Source organism: Vibrio ziniensis (assembly GCF_011064285.1).
Taxonomy (GTDB): domain Bacteria; phylum Pseudomonadota; class Gammaproteobacteria; order Enterobacterales; family Vibrionaceae; genus Vibrio; species Vibrio ziniensis.
This window is the reverse complement of the sequence record NZ_CP049332.1, coordinates 170,445-188,641: the sequence shown is the minus strand read 5'-3', so window position 1 is coordinate 188,641 and position 18,197 is coordinate 170,445. Positions and strand designations below refer to the sequence as shown.

Genomic DNA, 18,197 nt, shown 5'->3' with positions numbered 1-18,197 from the left:
CATAGCCAAGCAACAAAACAAGTGAGTAGACTTAGTTTGTATTGCCAGAGCATAAGAACCCCAAAGCAGAGGGATGGAGTTCTAAAGGGACGATTAAACTTCCCCAATAATCTGTTTCAGATATGTGGCTCGTATCGGGTGTGTTTGCATGGTTTATCCAATAGCGCTGATTTGCGTTGATAGATTTCACCACCACATAATTGTTAGACCTGAGATAGCCAAGAAAAGGCTCAATTAAATGAGCCTCAATTTTGAGTTCGCTAACTTTCATAAGGTTATTTTCTCAGAACTACTTGTTGCGGCTGCGATTCGTACCAAGCGAAATCTAATTCTTCGCCTGAGTCGAGAGCAGCTTTGATAGCATCTTCATCGGGTACGAATCGGACTTCACGTTGTAGAAAACGCTCTGGAAGTTCACCTTCTTTGTAGCGCAGTTTTGATGGATTGTTCTTGATGAAGAACGTGCCGTACGCACCTTTCATTTTCTCAACTTTTAGTATGTTGAATAGATTGAGCAGTGGGTAAGTTAAGCGGCTACGCTCATCTTTGAGGCTTTTCGCGCGGTCACCGTAAGGCTTGGCTTGGTCTGAGTAAACTTTCTTCTCAGCGTCAGCAATCTTAGCTTCTGTTTCAAGCTTATCCATGTAGCGACGATAAGCCATAAGCTTGTCGTCTATGCTGCATTCGATACCCGCTAGATTATCGGCAATGGTTTGCTCGTCCCAATCTTCCTTTTTAGCAAGCTCCAACAGATCAAAAACCTGTTGGTTAATGTCGTTCATACTTTCGGTCTGTTTAGCCATTAGCTTGTTCCTTCTGCGGTTTGTCTACGGATTGAAGATCTTTGTTGAAATCCTCGATTGCAGCGGTAGCTTGTGCAGAGATAGCGGATACGGCTTTTTGTTTCTTACGTTGGCTATCTTCATCCGGTGTTGGATAAGCTTCTAATGCGGTTATGGCTAGTTTTTCTAGGCGCTTAATTTCAGCTAGGCTAGGCGCTGATTTGAATTTGTCTGTATAGCTCTTAGCTTTCGCAATTGCAGCATCGGAAGCTTGTCCATCAAACTCAAGCTGTTTAAGTTGGCGGTTTGCTAAATGCATCTGCTCGGTTTTGTTAAGTAAAGCGTCACCATCATACGTACCAAGGTAAACATCGGCACAGATACCAACCATCGACATTGCTTTACCTAATGCGTCAGATAGCGACTTCTTCTCAACTTCATCGTCATGTACAAAGTAACCGCCACGAGCCATATAAAGCTTTCTGGTGTCGCCATACTGGGTAAATGAAACCTTCGTTCCTTCGTGCATGTACCAGAATTCGATTTCTACCTTATGAATTTGCTCAAAGTACTCTGTGATAGCTCCGTTCATAATGATTGGAGCTCCGTTATCTACCCATTCACGAAGAACCTTGTAACCCCAACCAACACCGACCGCTCCCCAAATTTCAGTTGCTTTCATCAAACGGTATTGTGTCTTAATAGATAACCGTCCGTTCTGGTCGGGCTTAACATGCTGTAAATCAGTCTTGAAGCCTTTCATCCATAACGACATATTGGGGTTAGTGTTATAGCTATCTGGTAGGTCAGCGATAGTTACAACTTCGATTGGCTCTGCGGGTTCATTATCTACAACGGTAAGCGATACAGCAGGACGAGTAACAGGGGTAATAGACTCATCAGAAGCAGGTCGATTTTCTTGTGAATTTTGTTCTTCTCGTAGATCTTCTTGTTCAGGTTCGGCATCGATTACTTCCTTTGAACTTTGTACTTCTTGAGGCTTATGGTTGGTTTCGCTTGGTGTGGTTACCTCCATGTTCTCGCTAACTAAAGCACGTAGAAGTCGCCCATTTAAGAAGTGTTTTGCACATTCGTTGCCGCTATCCCAATCAACTTCACGGATATTTTTTAATGTAGATTCAACATCGAGCTGACCATTTTCATATCCAACGTAATCATTAATCGTACGTTCTAAGTTACAGCCCATGACCTTGTACTGTTCACTTGAGTAATCTAAGTGGGAATCATCGATGCACGCTAGGCACTCTGAAACAAAAACTTCGTATTTATTGCTTTGGTTGTGCTCTGAATTTTGGCGTTCGGTATCTTGTTTTTCGCACTGTATAACTAATTGGCAAGCATTTGTTCCAACTAAGAGATTATTGTGGTTCTTGATATTTGCGATCTGGTTACAAAGTAGGTTTATGTCTGTCTTTTCGGTCACGTTTGGGATGATCAGGTCATGCGCTTTCATCATGTCCGATTCGGTTAAATCAGCTTTTTTCAATCTTGCCTGAATGGCACTGAAAATCTGAGGATGTAGCTTCACCGGATCAGGTGTGCATTTCTTTACTAGATCATCTACGTAGGGAGACATGAAAATGTGGTTACAATGCTCGGTGTTCTCGATTTCAACAACAAGCAAATCAATGTCAGTTTCATCTGTGATTAAGCTTGAAATTGCTTCGTAAGCTATGCTGATTTCGCCTTCTTTGGTTGTCGCGTTAGGTCTAGCGTCAAAGCGTTTTTGAATAGCAAGGCGAATACGATCATCATGTATATTGTCGGGATCAGCATCGTTCGATACTTCTATACAATTCTCTTCGAAAACCTGAATGTAAGGCGATTTCATGAATACTTTCGCAAGAGCTAGTGAAGTGTCGTATTGATAAAGTGCGTCGGTGATGTGCTGTGCCGCTTTTTTGATAGATTCCTTACGGTCAATAGTGAACTCTGCACTAAAGATTTCAGCATCACCGAAAATGCATTCTTGTTGCGAGTTGCCCTCATAGGCGAATCGCCAACCTTGATCGGTACAATCCATGATTGCAATGACTACATGAATATTCTCGTTGATTGGAATTGCAGCCTTCCAGATTCTATTTGAGATGTCAGGATCATTTACTGCGGGCTTGTTTAGCGCATCTTCAATGCGGCTCATCGTTTGTTGTGTTTTTGGTGAAACTTGAATAGGAAGGTATTGTTTGAAGCTTTCAAGGCAAGCCTCTTCGTTATACAGAACGCCAATTGTTCGCATCATATGAATGTGTTCAATTGCGGGCGCGGGTGATTCGGCGTTAGACCAGAATCCTTCAAAGTGAGCCTGAACTACGTGAATGAAATCTTCGTTTTCATTCTCTGCGTTTTCAATGTCAGGGTGGGATTTTAGAGCATCAATAATCTGCTCAATGTTGGTTTTAAAGCCGTCATAAAAATTGTAATTCATAGCGGCTGAGATAAAGCCTGATTGACTTTCGTCATTACCAAACTCGTCTTGGTAATCAAGGAAGTTCTCTAAGCGTAGTATACCGGAATCGATCGCTTCTTCTCGGCTAAGACCAACGCGGTCTAAGTTCATTTGGTCATGTTTTTCAAAGCTTCCACTTCGGTATTTAAAGCCAAATGACCATTGATTTGGAGCTACCTTCAGTATGAATACTTTCGCGGCTTGCATCATTTCGCCATCGTTTTGGAAAATGAAAGAGGAGGTTTCAGCTTTAGGGTCATTTGAGTTGTAAAAACCGTCAGATTGGATTTCCGGAAAATCCTCGTTTGGGTGCTGATCTTCAAGAACAAGTTGATCATCAATATCTGAATCCTTCACAGATTCAGCTATCAAAGCTAGTTCGGCAGCGTTGTAATCTTCTTCGCTGACTTTCTCAAGGTTAGGGTTCTTATACCAATCGCTATAGGTTTCAGATTCACCCTCAAAGGCTGCGTCAATTTGCTCAATCTTAGCTTTAGCTGCCTCCTTAGCGTCGGCTTGGGTTTCCGCCTTAATGGGAATCGTGTAAGTCTTGCCATCTTTAACAGGGTGTTTTGATACCTTTTTCTCGCAAGTTGCGATAAAGAATTTAATTGCCATTTTCTGATCCTTATACAGCTAAACTGCCTTGGGCTTTGATAGATGAAGATATTTCAAATTCAGTAAGTAGTGCGGGAGAAACGTTATGGAAGCCATGCTCACGGCAGTAGTCGGTAATGCGTTCTTTAGGTAAAGATTCGAGATGCTTTCGCAGTTGCTCAAAGCTCTCTTGAGTCAAAGTTTTCATAACGAACTCCAATTGGAAAAGGGGTGCAGAATGACCACGGCTGTTTGAAATTTTTCAAAGGGTTATTGAAAACATGGTCATACTGCAAAATAGGGATTTATTGCGGAGTGCACGTGTTGCCAGATTTGGCTGTGCAATACAGATAGAAGGAAGAGAGGTTCGATAGCGAACCCAGTTCTATTTTGAAACCTCTCTATCTCAGCTTTGCTAGGCTAAGTAGGTTATCACTAGCTCGGCTGTTCCTACAGATAAAGAGGTTTCAAAATGGCTCTCCTAAGAAAGCCGCCCCTTAACTACTAAAGCACTTCGGGGAAAGAGCTCGTTACCACACCATTCGGGCAACTGTAGATTTACTGCCGTTATTACCCCCAAAGCCTACTGCTAGAGAGGTAAGCGCCACGGTAGTGAGGCGCATAAATTATTGCGTAAATTCCAACTTGTTAAAGAGCATACGTCTTAGCGTTGGAATGGAATATATAGGTATTACGATATTGAGTAAATAGGAATACCTATATTTAAATGCAAAAAATAACGTTCTACACTAAGAACGTTAAGTTTCTAATGACAATTTACATGTCAATTGCAATATCGGAGGGGCGTTAAGCGTATAAAATATAATCAAATTAGCTGCAAAAGCTTATCTTTGTTGTTCGAATGCCATTTTTGAGGCTTCGGCAATAGCCATGTTAACAAGCCTTTCAACTTGTTCTTTCGTTAAATCTAGTTTTTGAATAGCGTGAGATAACCTTTGAATCTCAGTAAGTCTTTCAGTCTCTGGACTTCTCATTTCGCCATGACCGCTAGAAAGCCATAAAGCATTGACATTCACTGATGCCGCAAGCTCTATCATCTTTGTTGTGCCTTGTATTTTGCCTCGTTCTAAGTCACTGATAACTGACTGACTAATACCAGAACGGTCGGATACATCCTTCTGAGTTAAAGCTGGCTTGTGGGTAACTCTAGCCTGCTTTAATCGTTCTCCAACAGACATTTCTTTCTCATTCAACATAAAACTGCCCTCAAATTTTCATTAGTTTACATCGCCTATAGGTTTTGGTATAAATCGCAATTCCTATATTTAATCGAAAAGACGATAACAGAAGAAAACTTTGAAACATGTGGAAACTTAAACTCAAAGAACTCACAAACCTTAAAACGCAAGGGTTCGTTGCATCACAAGTCGGTGTTTCTCAAGCAGTTGTTAGCTGTTGGCTTAGTGGTAGACACAAACCAAGTTTAAGGAAAGCCCCAAAGCTAGCTGAAATCTTGGGTATCACGTTGAATGAATTAGTTAAGGACTTAGCCAAAGAATGAAACGAGGTGAAATTAATCCGGAAAAAGTCCCGGTATCAGAAATAGTAAACATCACAGTTCCTGTTCAGTTGGTAATTAGGAAAGGTGAGTTTGATGTTATTGAGCTTCGTATAGCTAACCAGAGTGTCCCTGCATTTCGGGGATTTGCGAATGTTCTTTTAGAAAAGCAGCGCGAGTTTGAACGCCAGAAAAAGGAAACCCCTCACGATTGGTAAGGGGCTTGTAAGCTTTACGTCCATTGCCGTGGACGTACGAATATTGCGCAATGCTGCGCGGGAAGTCAAACGTAATGAGTAACATCTTTCAAATGCTCTTTGTTGAACGCCCGTTAGTTGTCAATCCAAGATTAGCTGTAAAAATCGGACTAAATGAAGCGATAGTTTTACAGCAGATTAAGTACTGGACTGAACGCTCAGAGTTCAAAAAAGACGCCTCAACATGGGTATTCAAAACAACCGAAGATTGGGAAGAAGAATTCCCATTTTGGTCAAAACCCACCATTCGAAGAGTGCTTAAATCTCTTGAAGAAAAAGGACTCATCCTAACTCAAAAATTACATGGTCATTTCTTTAAACAAAGCTCGAATCAAACGCTTTGGTATGCTTTAAACCTAGATAAGATGCCATGTGATCAAAATGAGCAAATCGAAGTAACGAAATCTGAAAATGCATCTGATCAGAATGATGATATCGAAGTTATCAATTTGAGCAGTTCCAAGTTATCAAATCGATCACATGCAACTGATCAATCTGATCAGTTCTTAACAAGTGATCAGATTGATCAGTTCTCTACAGAGACTACAACAGAGACTACAACAGAGATTACATATTCTTCGTCGGAGAATTCTTCTCACGACAAAATTAAAGTCCGAAACGATGCAGCGATTCAATCTCCAGAGGGAAAACTATGGGGTACTCGTGAGGACGTAACCGCAGCAACTTGGATTTATCAAAAAGTTGTTCAGATCAATTCAACAGCTCCAAAACCAAACCTAGTTGTTTGGTCTAACGACATTCGATTAATGAGAGGTGCATTTAAAGTAACGCACCGCGAAATTTGCGAAATGTTTGAGTTTGCAAATAAGCATCATTTCTGGGCTGAGAATGTTCAATGTCCTAAAACGTTGCGTCGTCAGTGGGACAAGCTTAAAGCTCAGAAAAACACGATCAAACCCGCTTCGAATGATGTTGATTGGCACGATACAAGATGGGCTGACAATTTTGATTTAGGTGGTGCTCTATGAAGCCTGTCCACCAAATGGTAATGCCAAGCCCACAAAGTAAAGATTGTGCTAGCCGCCAAGCTGTAAGCGAAGATACGCGCCAGTTCGTAAATCAGATATTTATAGAGCTTCAAGCTGCTTTCCCTGCATGGAGACAAGCGTTTCCAAACAATGACTGTTTAGCTGCCGCCAAGATCACTTGGATGCGGGCGTTAGTTGAATCGAAGGTCACTAATAAAAACCAAATAGCTCAAGGGCTAAGAATGGCAAGGAAATCTGAATCAGACTTCTTCCCGTCAGTCGGCAAGTTCATTTCATGGTGCGGTACTAACCCGCAAGTTCCCGATATAGATTCAGCTTTTGAAATGCTTGATAAGTATATACGGAGAGCATTTTCAGCAATTCCTAAAGAGGTGCGAGCAATGTTCGACATGATAAATCCGCAGACCATCAAGAACGGTACGGTTACGGAGATTTATCGTCCCTTCAAACGTAACTACAAGTTTATTTGTTCGAAACTCAATAACGGTGAAGCGATTGATGAGTTTGTCATTGAGCGCCTACCAAAACCGAAAGAGCCTGAGTTATCTCAAGAAGAACGGGAAGCACAGCGTTTACGCATTCTGGGAAAAATCCAAGTTTTCAAAAAATCGGTTAAGGGGTGTGAAGGTGCGCAGTAGCTCAACAACCAAGAAGAAAAAAGACAAGGAAGAGATCGTCGGAGCAATCGGTACGGGTGGATACATCCAATATGCAACGCCAGAAATGCGTGAGAAAGCCGCTGCGATGCGTGGGCGGGTTGTTGCAATAAAGCCTCTATCAAAAGCGAAAACACGCGTTCTCGTGTACCACAGAAAGTTTTTCGCCCTACTTAACCTCGGTTTTAGTTACTGGTCGCCAGATGTAAGTTTGATTAGTGAACCTGAACATTACATAGCGCATGAAACAGCAAAGCAGTTTTGTGAGTTGGCAGGGCGCGTGGATATGTATCAGTCACACGGTATTGAAATCGCTGAGATGGTGTTAGCCAGAATTAAGCAACAAAGGCAAAGCCACTGTGATCCTGAAGCCTATAAATGTCCCGATAACTACCGTTATCAAGTGATGATTGAAGCGGGATTTTTCGATTTAGAGATTTTACCAAATGGAGGAACGGTAAAGAGACCTTGGTCAATTGCGTTCGACAACATGAGCCAAGAGGATTTCGAAAAAATCTATAACGGCTGCTCAAAAGTGATTTGGAACAAATCCCTATCCCAAGTTTTCAACGATGAACAAGCTATGCAAAACGCGATTTATCAGCACATGGAGTTTTTATAAATGAAGGTCAAAAAGTACGGGTATCGAGCGCAAAAAGCCCAAGAGCAATTTAACCGATTCATCGTTCTACGTGATACCGGCAAACCCTGTACTAGCTGCGCTCGTTACTTGCCTTTATGTGCGGGTCATTATCGTTCAGTAGGGGCTGCGCCTGAACTTCGGTTCAGTGAAGATAATGTGCATGGTCAATGTTATGAGTGTAACGGTAATAAATCAGGAAATATTAAGGAGTATCGAGAAGGGTTGATTCATAAAATTGGACTTTCTCGCGTTGAGTCACTTGAGTCTTATCATCCTCCGAAGAACTGGTCTATCTACGATCTGCACGATATTGAGAAAGCTTACAAAGCCAAAGCTGATGTTATGAGCACGAACATGGAGTACTTCTATGAATCAGCATAACAACTGGCTAGAAAGAATAGGTCGTTCTGGACTAAAAACAGTGAAGTTTGATACTGGTTCAGGTGGCGGTGCTCCGTCAGTACAGGCAATAGAAGCAACGGGTTTTGGGTTAGCTGGATTGAGTAAGGAAGCTACTGCTTGGGCTATGTTTGCATACTCAAATACTGAGGATGAAAAGTCGCTTAATTACTTAGCCTCAAGGCTTTCGAAAATCGTTTTGCGTAGTAACCCAAAGATTCCCACACGGTCAATTGTAGGTTTAGTCAAAATCACATTGCGAGAGTGTTTAATGTATGCGCCTGACGAAACAACGAGAAAGGGATGTACTGTAGCGGCAAAATCAATTGCTATGGGTATCGCACGAAAAACCTATTATGCACATAGAGAATCTATTGAGTCGTCATGTGAAATGATTAGAAGGATTGTTTCTATGTGGGAAGAGCAGATCCGCTCTAATGGACATCGACTTGGTTAGGAAATGTCTGACTTTTCGCAAAAAATGTAGGTGCTAGTTCGTAGGTCTTGCGGGTAACACTTTTTAGCTTATAATCACCAAACTAGCCATTCCCTTACCGGAGTGGCTTTTTTATACCTACGATTCAAGGTTGAACTGATGTTCAAGCAAGATTTGATTTGAAATCGATGCAGGTTGAGTATCAATGATCGCATTGATAGCCAATGTTTTTACGCAATAGTCTAAATTAGAGCCTTCAATCTGAATTAAAGCTGTTTTTATTTGTTCTATTTTAGTTACTTTCCCTTCAGATTTAGTCATTGAAATCCTTAATTTTCACATGTTTATTCATAAATTCGCATAATATTAACATCGTCTCAAAATGGGTTTGGCATAAATACTAAAAAATGGAGTCCATTCCACAAAGACCACAAAAAGTGTGTGGAGGAAGAAATAAAATGCACTTTACAATTTCTAACGCGGCATTTGCTCATCGAGTGAATGCCGTTTTTTATTGCGGAAACATAACTAATTTACAGGTGAACGGGTGTGCTCGCTACTTAGTTGCTTGGTTACTACTAAGAAGTTGTGGTCACCGAATACCCTTATCCTACGTTGCTTATGTGTTAGCTACTGTCTATCACGAAACCGCTTTTGCAATGCAGCCTGTTGAAGAGTACGGGAAAGGTGTCGGCTATCAATATGGTATTCCTGACTCTGAAACAGGAAAAGCTTACTACGGGCGAGGTGATGTCCAGGTTACTTGGAAAGCAAATTATCAAAAGCTAAGTGAAATGGTCATTAACCCAGTTACTTTGAAGCGCGGGGTGGATTTGGTGAAAAAGCCCGAATGGTTACTCCGTCCGATGTATTCAGCCCAAGCAACGATTCTAGGAATGGGGACTGGCCTGTTTACCGGAAAGCGATTAGCAGATTACCTCGATCAAGAACAACCCGACTATATAAGCGCTAGACGAATTATTAACGGTACTGATAGAGCCGAAACCATCGCGGGTTATGCGCATGACTTTGAGCGAGCTTTGAAGCTAGCTTTAGGTGCTCCTATTAACCGTTCTACTTTGAAAGTAGGTTCTCGAGGAGTTGATGTTATCGAACTGCAATTAAACCTCAGCCTAAAACCCGATGGCATTTTCGGAAATGTCACTCAGTCAAAAATTATCGAGTTTCAAAAACAACATAGTCTTTCTCCCGATGGCGTTGTTGGCAAAAACACGTGGGACAAAATCGAATCAACCTACTACTGGAGTTAAGCATGACATGAAAGCAATAGCGGCAACATTCATTCTGGTACTACTCAGCGGATGTACTTCCGTTGCGTATGTAGAAAACGGGGCGGTTAACGGTTCGCAGTGCAAAAACACTGTCCGAATTGATGACACCGGATTACAGGCAGTAAGCATGTGTTCAGGGGGCAGCTCAGAAGAATGAAAAAACAATTTTTGTTAGTCCTTTTAGTTCTTGGTGGTTGCACTAACTACCACGTTGAACAAAACAGCCGCAATGGAATGACGTCATGTTCAGAAAAAGGAACAACGGGAAATCTCGTATTAAAACGAGAGTGCTCAATCAAAGTAGAACCCAAGCCTGCTAAATAGCGGGTTTTGTTTTATTTGCCTATCAGAGCTATCCGCTTTGAAGGTGATTTTTTAATTATGGTGAAGACGTGAATACTGGATACCAATTTGGTGAGCGACAGGTTTCAGAATTAATCCCTTATGCAAACAACGCTAGGACTCACAGCCCTGAACAGGTAAAGCAAATCGCTGCATCAATTACGGAGTTCGGTTTTACAAACCCCATTTTAATTGATGAACACAACGGGCTAATCGCGGGTCATGGACGACTGTTAGCTGCAAACTTGTTGAAACTACAGAACGTACCTGTTTTTGTTCTAAATGGGCTGACTGAATATCAGAAAAAGGCTTACATACTAGCGGATAACCAATTGGCACTGAATGCGGGTTGGGATGAAGAACTCTTGAAACTGGAATTAGAGTTTCTGCAGGAAGGCGATTTCGATATTGACCTAATCGCTTTTGATGATGACTTCTTAGATTTGTTATCTGAAAACGAAGAACAAGAGAGTCAAGGTTCAAGCGGCAAAGTCGGGTCATTAGCTGACAAGTTCATACTTCCACCGTTTTCAATATTCAATTCCAGAACGGGATGGTGGCAAGAACGTAAGCGAGCTTGGCTAGAACTCGGCATTCAAAGTGAAGTAGGTCGTGATGAAGGTTTAACGATAAGCGCGTTAAGCACTAGCCAATATACTGAGAAAAACGAAATCGAGAAAAAGCTAGGACGGAAGCTATCTACCGAGGAATACAAAGAGAAGTATTGTTCTCTCACTAAGATGTCTACGACTAGTATTTTCGATCCGGTACTTACTGAGCTTTGCTATGAATGGTTTTGTCCTAACAACGGGCATATCGTAGACCCATTCGCGGGAGGTTCTGTACGGGGCGTAGTGGCCTCAAGAACAAATCGTAAATATACGGGTAACGATTTACGGGAAGAACAAGTACTGGCTAACCGAGAACAAGCAGATTCGATTTGTGTTGAGCCTAAACCTCATTGGACAATTGGCGATAGTGTTGAGCTTGAAACCTTAATCCATGAAAAAGCGGATATGATTTTCTCCTGTCCTCCTTATGCCGATTTAGAGAAATACAGCGATAACCCGAAAGACTTATCAAACATGAGTTATGAGGATTTCTTAGCGGGCTACCGAAAAGTAATACAGGCTAGTTTCAACCTTTTGAAGAATGACCGGTTCGCTGCTTGGGTAGTTGGTGAGGTTAGGGACAAGAACGGGGTATACCTGAACTTTGTAGGAGACACGATAACGGCTTTCATTGATGCGGGCTTTTCATATTACAACGAAGCAATTTTGGTAAACGTTGTTGGCTCACTACCGATTCGCGTTGGTAAGCAATTTTCACAAAGTAGGAAGCTAGGCAAAACACACCAAAACGTTTTGGTATTTGTTAAGGGCGACCCTAAAAAAGCTGCTTTAGCTTGTGGTGATATTGAGGTTCATTTAGAAGATCCAGAAGACACCGAACAGGAAGAATAATCAAAAACACTTTTGAAAGTAGTACCTATCAGTTTCTTTCTGTGCGTTTTTAAATTGGTAGCCATACCGACTATGAACAATAGCGTTTAAAAGTTACCAAAACCAACCTAGTTAAATACATCGAAACCGTTTAGCCATTCCCCTGTAGATGGGGTTGGCTGCGGTTTTTTTTATTTTCATTTCGCGCATTTCAAACAAGAGAGAGCAGAAAACAGGCTTTTGATGAAAACGAACATTTTTGATTTTGGAGATATTCCAAGTGTCCAGAAAGAGCAAAAGAACAAGGGCACGAGATAAGCGATTTTTCGAATCACTAGAAAAGGGAGCGACTATTGGTGAAGCAGCAAAAATTGCCGGATATTCTCGTCGCTCTATTTACGACTATTCAGCCGAAGACCCTACTTTCTCACAACAGCTAGACGATGCCCGAATGGACTTAGTTGAAAAACTAGAACGGGAAGCTGATCGAAGGGCTATTGAGGGCGTAGTCGATTACAAATCGCTAAAAGTCACACAAGACGGAAAGACGATTAGCAAGATAGTGCCTATTCGCCGTTACTCCGATTCATTACTCCAATTTCGCCTACGTAGGCTAGACCCCAAAAACTATCGAGAGAATTACAAGGAAGATGATCTTCCCGATGATTTTGACGATTTAGAACTTGAAGACATTACCCAAGACTTGGGAGGCATGTTGAAAGCGTTCTTGAATGTAGAGATTAGCCATGAGCCAGCTGAAGATAACTCCGAATGAAGTTGTAGAGATGTTGGCGCGGGTAGACGTTGACGGACTTATCGAAAAGTTAGAACGGAGAGACAACAAGAGAGAAGCATTACACCTAAGGAAAATGATTAAGGCGTTTTCCAAAAAAATGCTTTTAGCCACTAAGGACAAATTCAGTATCCCGCCAATTTACCGGAAGTTATTTGGCGATGAATCTGCAAAGTATATCGTTTTAAAAGGTGGTCGCGGTTCTGGCAAAACCTTTGCGATTATCTGTTACATGCTTGAGCAGTCTTTTGAAGAAAAGTATCGAGATTCACTTTTCCTAATTTTACGTGAGATACAAACTTCCATTGAAGATTCGGTTCACTCGGTAGTTAGTGACCTAATCAAACAGGCGGGACTTGAGCACTATTTCAAAATCACGCACAACAAGATCACTAACAAACTAACCAACGTTGAGTTCGCGTTTACGGGGTTACGCTCTACAGGCGGTAAAACTGCATTTAGCCAAGTAAACAAAATCAAAGGTAAACACAAAGTAAGAATGGTCTTCATGGATGAGGCGCAGGATGCCTCAGAAGATTCATTGAATGTGTTGTTCCCAACGGTTAACCGTTCAGGGCAGGTTACCTTTACACCTGAGTATGAGCGTTTATTACGGCTAGCATTTGGTGAGGAAGAAGTTGATGTAACTGAGGCTAGGTTCTTCTTCGCAATGAACCCCAATTTTGCGGAAGATCCGGTGATCACTAAAGTTCGCACTTTTGGCGATGCGGCTAGAATCAAACACATCAATATTTTCGATTTGCCTAAACGTTACCAAGACCCGCAGCTATTAACTCAAGCCGAAGCTGAATCCGGTGAGGTTTACTACGAGCATGTTTGGCTAGGTAAACCATCACCAAAAATCTCTGGTTATCCGTTTATGGATACTCCTGTAATTACTGCAGAAAGTAGTGATGAACCACCACCTTGTATCGCGTTCTTAGACCCGTCTTTCAAAGGCGGGGATTTTACTGCTTTAACGTTCATCGCCCAATTGCGTGGTTATGTGTTCGCATGGGGTTTCTGTTTCCATCAATCATGGAATGCCGCTATTGACCAACTCGCAGAACGGATAAACCAATTTCCGGTTATTGAGTTTTATTACGAGGACAACGGGGTAGGTACAGCACCTCAAGACTATTTCGCTGTTCGTGGCATTGATGCAACACCAAGAACAACGCTAGGTGACAAGCATGATCGGATCTTTAGGGTCGGAGCATTTCTAGCAATGATGCGGCTTAGATTCATTGAAAACTGGTCGAATCAAACATGGCTAACTCACTGCGTCAAATTCAACAAGGATGCTGAATATGATGATGCGCCCGATTCACTAACTAACGCTGCCGTTAGAGGTGGGATTGTTTCAGACAAAATCAAAATAAGAGGTAGACACTAATATGGGCTTGTATGACGAACCCGAGAAAGGCGCTTCCGAATCACCTCCGAACAAGAAGGATAATTTCGAGGCTTACTATAAGTTCATAAGATCAAAAGACCCGCGATTACTCCCCGTACTTACTGAGCTAGACCCGTTTTCAATAGCGAAAGCACGATATGTAGAAATAGCGATTAGGGAACTGTATTCGCGCATCATGTTTGTGACGTTAGATATTGTCGATGTACCAGATGAAATAGGGAATTCGGATTTCTCCAAAACGATTTTCGATTCACATTCGCCAAAGTTAACTCGTGGGCTAATGCACTACATCATTGAGGCAATGGCTGAGGAAAACGCGATAACTCTGCGGAAAAGACCGGTAACGGGTAGAGAAAACGCTTTTTACTTTGAAGAACGTAATGACTCTGTTTTCAAAAGCAAAGAGAACAAACTTGATTTGGTCATTTTGGATTTTGAAGAGTTCTACAGAACGGAACTTTTAGAAGCGTATTTCGGCATGGTGTTCGATGCCATTATGGGTGCAGCTAAGTTGATTCGTGTTGGCGGGGCGTTAGTTCTCAAGATTCACAATTTAGGTGAGTTGATTTCAGATCGTGAAGTACTGCTAGCAGTAGAAACACAAATCAATCAGATAAACACGGCATTGAACAAAAGCGGTGTGGCTTACTTGGATTCTCAATCCGAAGTGGAAATGCCCAAAGTTGATATGAAACCGCCCAAGGAACAACTTGAGTACGCTTATTCGTTAATCTGCAACGCCACAGGGCGTCCAATGTCGTTCATCAATGGTCAGATGGTCGGAAGCCTCAACTCAACCGGAGAAGGCGACCAGAAGCAAAATAGGCTTGCGTCAATTCGGGACTTTAACGAGGTATTAAGGGGCATCTTTGAATCGGTGTTTGGCGCTGACTTCATTATCAAACCCGATATAGGTCAATTAACAGAAATCTCTAACTTCCTAAATTCTATCGAAATGAGCTCTCTATTTGACGAAACCGAAAAGAGAAAAATGGTGGAATCCGTTTTGCCAATTGCTGACTTCGGAATCAATAGAAAAGGGTAAGGAGGCGGCATGTACCTGTTTCCTTATTCAATGGCTACAAAGCTCATTGATTGGTTAGGGGTAGATTTTGAGAGGATTTACAACGAACGAGGAGGGATGCAGCGTGAGCAATTGAAGCTCATAAACAAATACTCCGTTCTCATGCAAGCAAAGACTAATGCTTACATGACGATCAAGCGGTTAGAAAGGTCGAAAAACAAAGCCAATATCGACTTCGCTAAAAACATCAAAAACACCATGACTGGCACATTAAGCAGCGAGATTCTTCAAACCCTTGCTAGCTCACCAAATGCCGACGAAATCATCATCGAGTGGCAACCATCCTCAGCTGAGGAAGAACGCGCCACACACGCTCTACATTACGGAAAACGCATGACCATCAAACAAGCTGAGAAGTTAGGGCTTGGGGTTGAGTACAACTGTCAGTGTGGAATGAAAATCATCGCGGGACAAAAACACGTCCAGAAAATCACTACAAAAATCAACAGAGGTAAAAAGGCATGAACCTACAACAGCTTCTTCTGCTACTTGCGGGCGGTAATCAAAATCAGTTTTCTAGCAGTCAACAAAACCCACTTTTAGCATTACTGGGTAACTATCAGCAACCGGATGTAACCCAACAATTGATCACCTTGCTAGGCGGTGTAACGGGGCAGCAGCAAAACTCCATTAACCCTGCGCTGTTACAACTGCTAAGTGGAGTTAATCAACAACAGCAACAATCACCGGAAGCACAGCTTTTACAGCTAATTTCCGGTAAGCAAAACAACAGTGAATTGGATGCCACTAAGTTACTTGAGATTCTGCAGGGCGGTAATCAAAAGCCCAAAGAAAAGACCTTTGAGGAACAGCTAAAAGAGCTTCTTTCTAACAATCAAAAGAATGAAACGGGTGAAGACGACATCGTTACCCGACTCCAAAAGCAGTTTGAGAAAAGCAATGAGCAAGCTGATACCGAAGCTGAATTAGCCGATGCAATTAAGTTTGGTTTTGACTTCGATAAGTTTGCCGAAGCTAACGAAGATCTTTTTCCCTCATGGTTCAGTATGTCAGAAGTAAAAGAAGACGTTGACCGTTGGGCTAAGAACCCCGCTGAACGTGCTCAAGGTTTAGCTGCCGCAACTGTTCGAGCGTTCTTTAAAAATGAAGAAATGCTCGATCTTCTAGAAGAACGTGACCGCAACTCAGTAAAAGAGAAGATTCTGAAAGATGGAATCAAGTCTCACGAAATAGACCGTAAGTTTGCTTGGCCTCTACTTGAACGAGCCATTTTCAACAAAGGCAAAATCGCAGACTTAGGTCAGCCTCTCTCGGGAACTAAAGACGAAAACGCAATTGCTGCCTTTGAGGCTCGTTTTAAGACCGGACAACACACTGCTGAACAATCAGCAGCAAACGAGTAATCACAAAACAAAGTTGGAGAAAAACTATGAGTCTTGAATTTCCATTAGGCGCACCTCGTTATCGTGGCAACGGCGATACTATTTACCCACGTAAGTTTGAAGGTGCTTTGGTAGCGGGTGTAGCCGTATCTGTAGGTAACTATGACGGTAGTCAGCCAATTGTGACTACCTATAACGGTTCAGCGTTTGGCGGCTTCTCTGTACATGATTTAGATTCGGCTCGTAAAGTTACGGGCGTAATCAAAACTGGTGACGGTATTTGTCTGCGCATGAAAGAAGGTGCGGCTTTGACTGTAGGCGGTGCTTTCGCGGTTGATAACGTGACGGGTGAAGTTGTAGAAGCGGGCGCAGATGGTTCTACCACAATCATGGGTGATGTCGCTGCTATTGATGTTTTTGGCATTGATGCAGACGGTAGCTCGATTGAGAACTGTGTTTTGGTCAATGCATACGGTGGCGCGGCTCCTGCGGGTTCAGGCGGTTCAACGGGTATTCCAGAAGCCCCAATTGATGGAACGCCATATTCACGCCAAGACGGTGGATGGGTAGCTGCAACGGCTGCGGCTCCAGTACCACCAACCGAAGATACTCCAGCCGCGAAATCAGGTGCAAAAAAGTAACTGATACCAAATCCAGTCTCCGTCAGCTGACGGAAACCCAACAATTGATACCAAAAGGGCTATTCCAGGAAAACGGATTAGCCCTTTTTTGATACCTAGATTTTAAAAAGGAAAATCTCAATGCCTACTAACTTAGTGTGCAAATCTAAAGTAGAACGTCGCTACAACGCGAAAGTTATGGGAAGCAATAAGCTAACTTACACTCCGTATACAGCTAGCCTAGCTGCAAATGAAGAAGACTATTCAGATGGTAAGTTACGCCAAAGTTCTGTAATTCATATTAGCTACGATGTGACCGGTGCTTTCCCTGAACAGAAATTCGCGGAGGCATTAACTCCCGCTACAACTGAACTGGCACAAGCTCACGCTAAACCAATTGAGTTCCAATACCACCGCCAACCTACGCATGTAGAATTCCAACTTTCTAACCTACAAGATGTAAGCGATGTGAACATCAATGCGGGCATTCTTAACCGCATGTTAATGCAGTACGACTATGAACAATTTCATGGTGCATACGGCAATGCGGGTATGTTCAACAATGACAAGTCGGTTCAAGTCGATACTACTGCGGTTGAAATTAATAACCTTGCTGATGTGTTTACTGTGATTGAAGCGCTTTATGTGGAGATGTCAGTTCTTGGCATTACCGAAGCGGATTACCCAAATATCACATTGAGCTATTCGAGTGATGTAGCGGCATTATTGCGAAAACCTATCGTAGTAAGTGGCTCATCCATGACTACGGGTCGTAGTGAATTAGGCGCGGCTTATAGTGGAATGGTTCAGAAAGAGGTGCCAAACGTACTACAGGCGGGTTCTCATATTTCGCTAGCTTACCGCCCTGCAATTACAAACCACCACTCTTCATTGCCGGGAATTTATAGCAAGCAGGAAGGCGATCATGGCATCTCAATGAAAACGCTATTTACCTACGAATCGGCATCAAACGAAATCGAATCAAAAGGTACTTATGTTTACCAAACGGTTACCACACCTACTTCACGCGCATTAGCTAAGGCTAAAGCGAGTAAAAAGTAAAACAACCGACTAGGGGCTTTATAGCCCCTGATTTTT

The 18,197-nt window shown here is 42.3% G+C and carries 23 protein-coding genes; 17 read left to right on the top strand and 6 right to left on the bottom strand.

Going from position 1 to position 18,197, the window contains the following annotated elements:
- Positions 1-31 precede the first annotated feature (31 nt).
- The 5 genes from G5S32_RS15890 to G5S32_RS15870 all read right to left on the bottom strand — a co-directional run bounded on the left by G5S32_RS15890 (position 32) and on the right by G5S32_RS15870 (position 5,063).
- Entirely contained in the window at positions 32-271 is a 240-nt protein-coding gene (locus G5S32_RS15890) for a hypothetical protein (RefSeq protein WP_165313012.1), read from the bottom strand.
- A gap of 4 nt (positions 272-275) precedes the next feature.
- On the bottom strand, positions 276-803 hold the full coding sequence (locus G5S32_RS15885; RefSeq protein ID WP_165313011.1) for a siphovirus Gp157 family protein: 528 nt from the start codon (positions 801-803) through the stop codon (positions 276-278).
- On the bottom strand, positions 796-3,867 hold the full coding sequence (locus tag G5S32_RS15880) for a hypothetical protein (RefSeq protein WP_165313010.1): 3,072 nt from the start codon (positions 3,865-3,867) through the stop codon (positions 796-798). Before G5S32_RS15880 ends, G5S32_RS15885 begins: the two co-directional genes overlap by 8 nt.
- Before the next feature lie 10 nt (positions 3,868-3,877).
- Positions 3,878-4,054 (bottom strand): hypothetical protein, encoded by a 177-nt coding sequence (locus G5S32_RS15875; RefSeq protein ID WP_165313009.1) that lies wholly within the window; start codon positions 4,052-4,054, stop codon positions 3,878-3,880.
- A 637-nt stretch (positions 4,055-4,691) separates the two neighbouring features.
- Positions 4,692-5,063, bottom strand: a complete 372-nt coding sequence (locus G5S32_RS15870) for a helix-turn-helix domain-containing protein (RefSeq protein WP_165313008.1) — start codon at positions 5,061-5,063, stop codon at positions 4,692-4,694.
- Between the two features lie 107 nt (positions 5,064-5,170).
- Between G5S32_RS15870 and G5S32_RS21725 the strand changes: the two genes are divergently transcribed.
- The 7 genes from G5S32_RS21725 to G5S32_RS15835 all read left to right on the top strand — a co-directional run bounded on the left by G5S32_RS21725 (position 5,171) and on the right by G5S32_RS15835 (position 8,787).
- Positions 5,171-5,368, top strand: a complete 198-nt coding sequence (locus G5S32_RS21725; protein WP_165313007.1) for a helix-turn-helix transcriptional regulator — start codon at positions 5,171-5,173, stop codon at positions 5,366-5,368.
- Positions 5,365-5,583: a hypothetical protein gene (locus tag G5S32_RS15860; protein ID WP_165313006.1), complete on the top strand. Its 219-nt coding sequence runs from the start codon at positions 5,365-5,367 to the stop codon at positions 5,581-5,583. The genes G5S32_RS21725 and G5S32_RS15860 overlap by 4 nt, the downstream gene beginning before the upstream one ends.
- Before the next feature lie 74 nt (positions 5,584-5,657).
- Positions 5,658-6,611 carry a hypothetical protein gene (locus G5S32_RS15855; protein WP_165313005.1) on the top strand — a complete coding sequence of 318 codons (954 nt, stop codon included), beginning with the start codon at positions 5,658-5,660 and terminating at the stop codon, positions 6,609-6,611.
- Positions 6,608-7,270, top strand: coding sequence for a replication protein P (locus tag G5S32_RS15850; protein ID WP_165313004.1), 663 nt, complete (start codon positions 6,608-6,610; stop codon positions 7,268-7,270). Before G5S32_RS15855 ends, G5S32_RS15850 begins: the two co-directional genes overlap by 4 nt.
- A complete protein-coding gene (locus tag G5S32_RS15845; protein WP_165313003.1) occupies positions 7,260-7,910 on the top strand; it encodes a DUF1367 family protein in 651 nt (216 codons plus the stop codon). The genes G5S32_RS15850 and G5S32_RS15845 overlap by 11 nt, the downstream gene beginning before the upstream one ends.
- Entirely contained in the window at positions 7,911-8,312 is a 402-nt protein-coding gene (locus G5S32_RS15840; RefSeq protein WP_165313002.1) for a recombination protein NinG, read from the top strand.
- Positions 8,299-8,787, top strand: a complete 489-nt coding sequence (locus G5S32_RS15835; protein WP_165313001.1) for a hypothetical protein — start codon at positions 8,299-8,301, stop codon at positions 8,785-8,787. The genes G5S32_RS15840 and G5S32_RS15835 overlap by 14 nt, the downstream gene beginning before the upstream one ends.
- A 117-nt stretch (positions 8,788-8,904) precedes the next feature.
- Here the strand turns inward: G5S32_RS15835 and G5S32_RS15830 are convergent, their stop codons facing one another.
- Positions 8,905-9,087, bottom strand: coding sequence for a hypothetical protein (locus G5S32_RS15830; protein WP_165313000.1), 183 nt, complete (start codon positions 9,085-9,087; stop codon positions 8,905-8,907).
- Positions 9,088-9,224: 137 nt separating this feature from the next.
- Here G5S32_RS15830 and G5S32_RS15825 point away from each other — a divergent pair, with 137 nt between their 5' ends.
- The 10 genes from G5S32_RS15825 to G5S32_RS15780 all read left to right on the top strand — a co-directional run bounded on the left by G5S32_RS15825 (position 9,225) and on the right by G5S32_RS15780 (position 18,161).
- Positions 9,225-10,037: a peptidoglycan-binding protein gene (locus tag G5S32_RS15825; RefSeq protein WP_165312999.1), complete on the top strand. Its 813-nt coding sequence runs from the start codon at positions 9,225-9,227 to the stop codon at positions 10,035-10,037.
- Between the two features lie 174 nt (positions 10,038-10,211).
- Positions 10,212-10,382 carry a hypothetical protein gene (locus G5S32_RS15820; protein WP_165312998.1) on the top strand — a complete coding sequence of 57 codons (171 nt, stop codon included), beginning with the start codon at positions 10,212-10,214 and terminating at the stop codon, positions 10,380-10,382.
- A 68-nt stretch (positions 10,383-10,450) separates the two neighbouring features.
- Positions 10,451-11,863, top strand: coding sequence for a ParB/Srx family N-terminal domain-containing protein (locus tag G5S32_RS15815; RefSeq protein WP_165312997.1), 1,413 nt, complete (start codon positions 10,451-10,453; stop codon positions 11,861-11,863).
- A 259-nt stretch (positions 11,864-12,122) separates the two neighbouring features.
- Positions 12,123-12,617 (top strand): hypothetical protein, encoded by a 495-nt coding sequence (locus G5S32_RS15810; RefSeq protein WP_165312996.1) that lies wholly within the window; start codon positions 12,123-12,125, stop codon positions 12,615-12,617.
- Entirely contained in the window at positions 12,589-14,031 is a 1,443-nt protein-coding gene (locus G5S32_RS15805; protein ID WP_165312995.1) for a phage terminase large subunit, read from the top strand. The genes G5S32_RS15810 and G5S32_RS15805 overlap by 29 nt, the downstream gene beginning before the upstream one ends.
- A gap of 196 nt (positions 14,032-14,227) precedes the next feature.
- Positions 14,228-15,097, top strand: coding sequence for a DUF1073 domain-containing protein (locus G5S32_RS15800; protein WP_165312994.1), 870 nt, complete (start codon positions 14,228-14,230; stop codon positions 15,095-15,097).
- Between the two features lie 9 nt (positions 15,098-15,106).
- The gene (locus G5S32_RS15795) at positions 15,107-15,601 is read left to right on the top strand and encodes a hypothetical protein (protein WP_165312993.1); all 495 of its coding nucleotides are present in this window, start codon (positions 15,107-15,109) and stop codon (positions 15,599-15,601) included.
- Positions 15,598-16,500 (top strand): hypothetical protein, encoded by a 903-nt coding sequence (locus tag G5S32_RS15790; RefSeq protein ID WP_165312992.1) that lies wholly within the window; start codon positions 15,598-15,600, stop codon positions 16,498-16,500. Before G5S32_RS15795 ends, G5S32_RS15790 begins: the two co-directional genes overlap by 4 nt.
- Positions 16,501-16,526: 26 nt before the next feature.
- On the top strand, positions 16,527-17,120 hold the full coding sequence (locus G5S32_RS15785) for a hypothetical protein (RefSeq protein WP_165312991.1): 594 nt from the start codon (positions 16,527-16,529) through the stop codon (positions 17,118-17,120).
- Between the two features lie 120 nt (positions 17,121-17,240).
- A complete protein-coding gene (locus G5S32_RS15780; RefSeq protein ID WP_165312990.1) occupies positions 17,241-18,161 on the top strand; it encodes a hypothetical protein in 921 nt (306 codons plus the stop codon).
- The last annotated feature ends 36 nt before the right edge of the window (positions 18,162-18,197 follow it).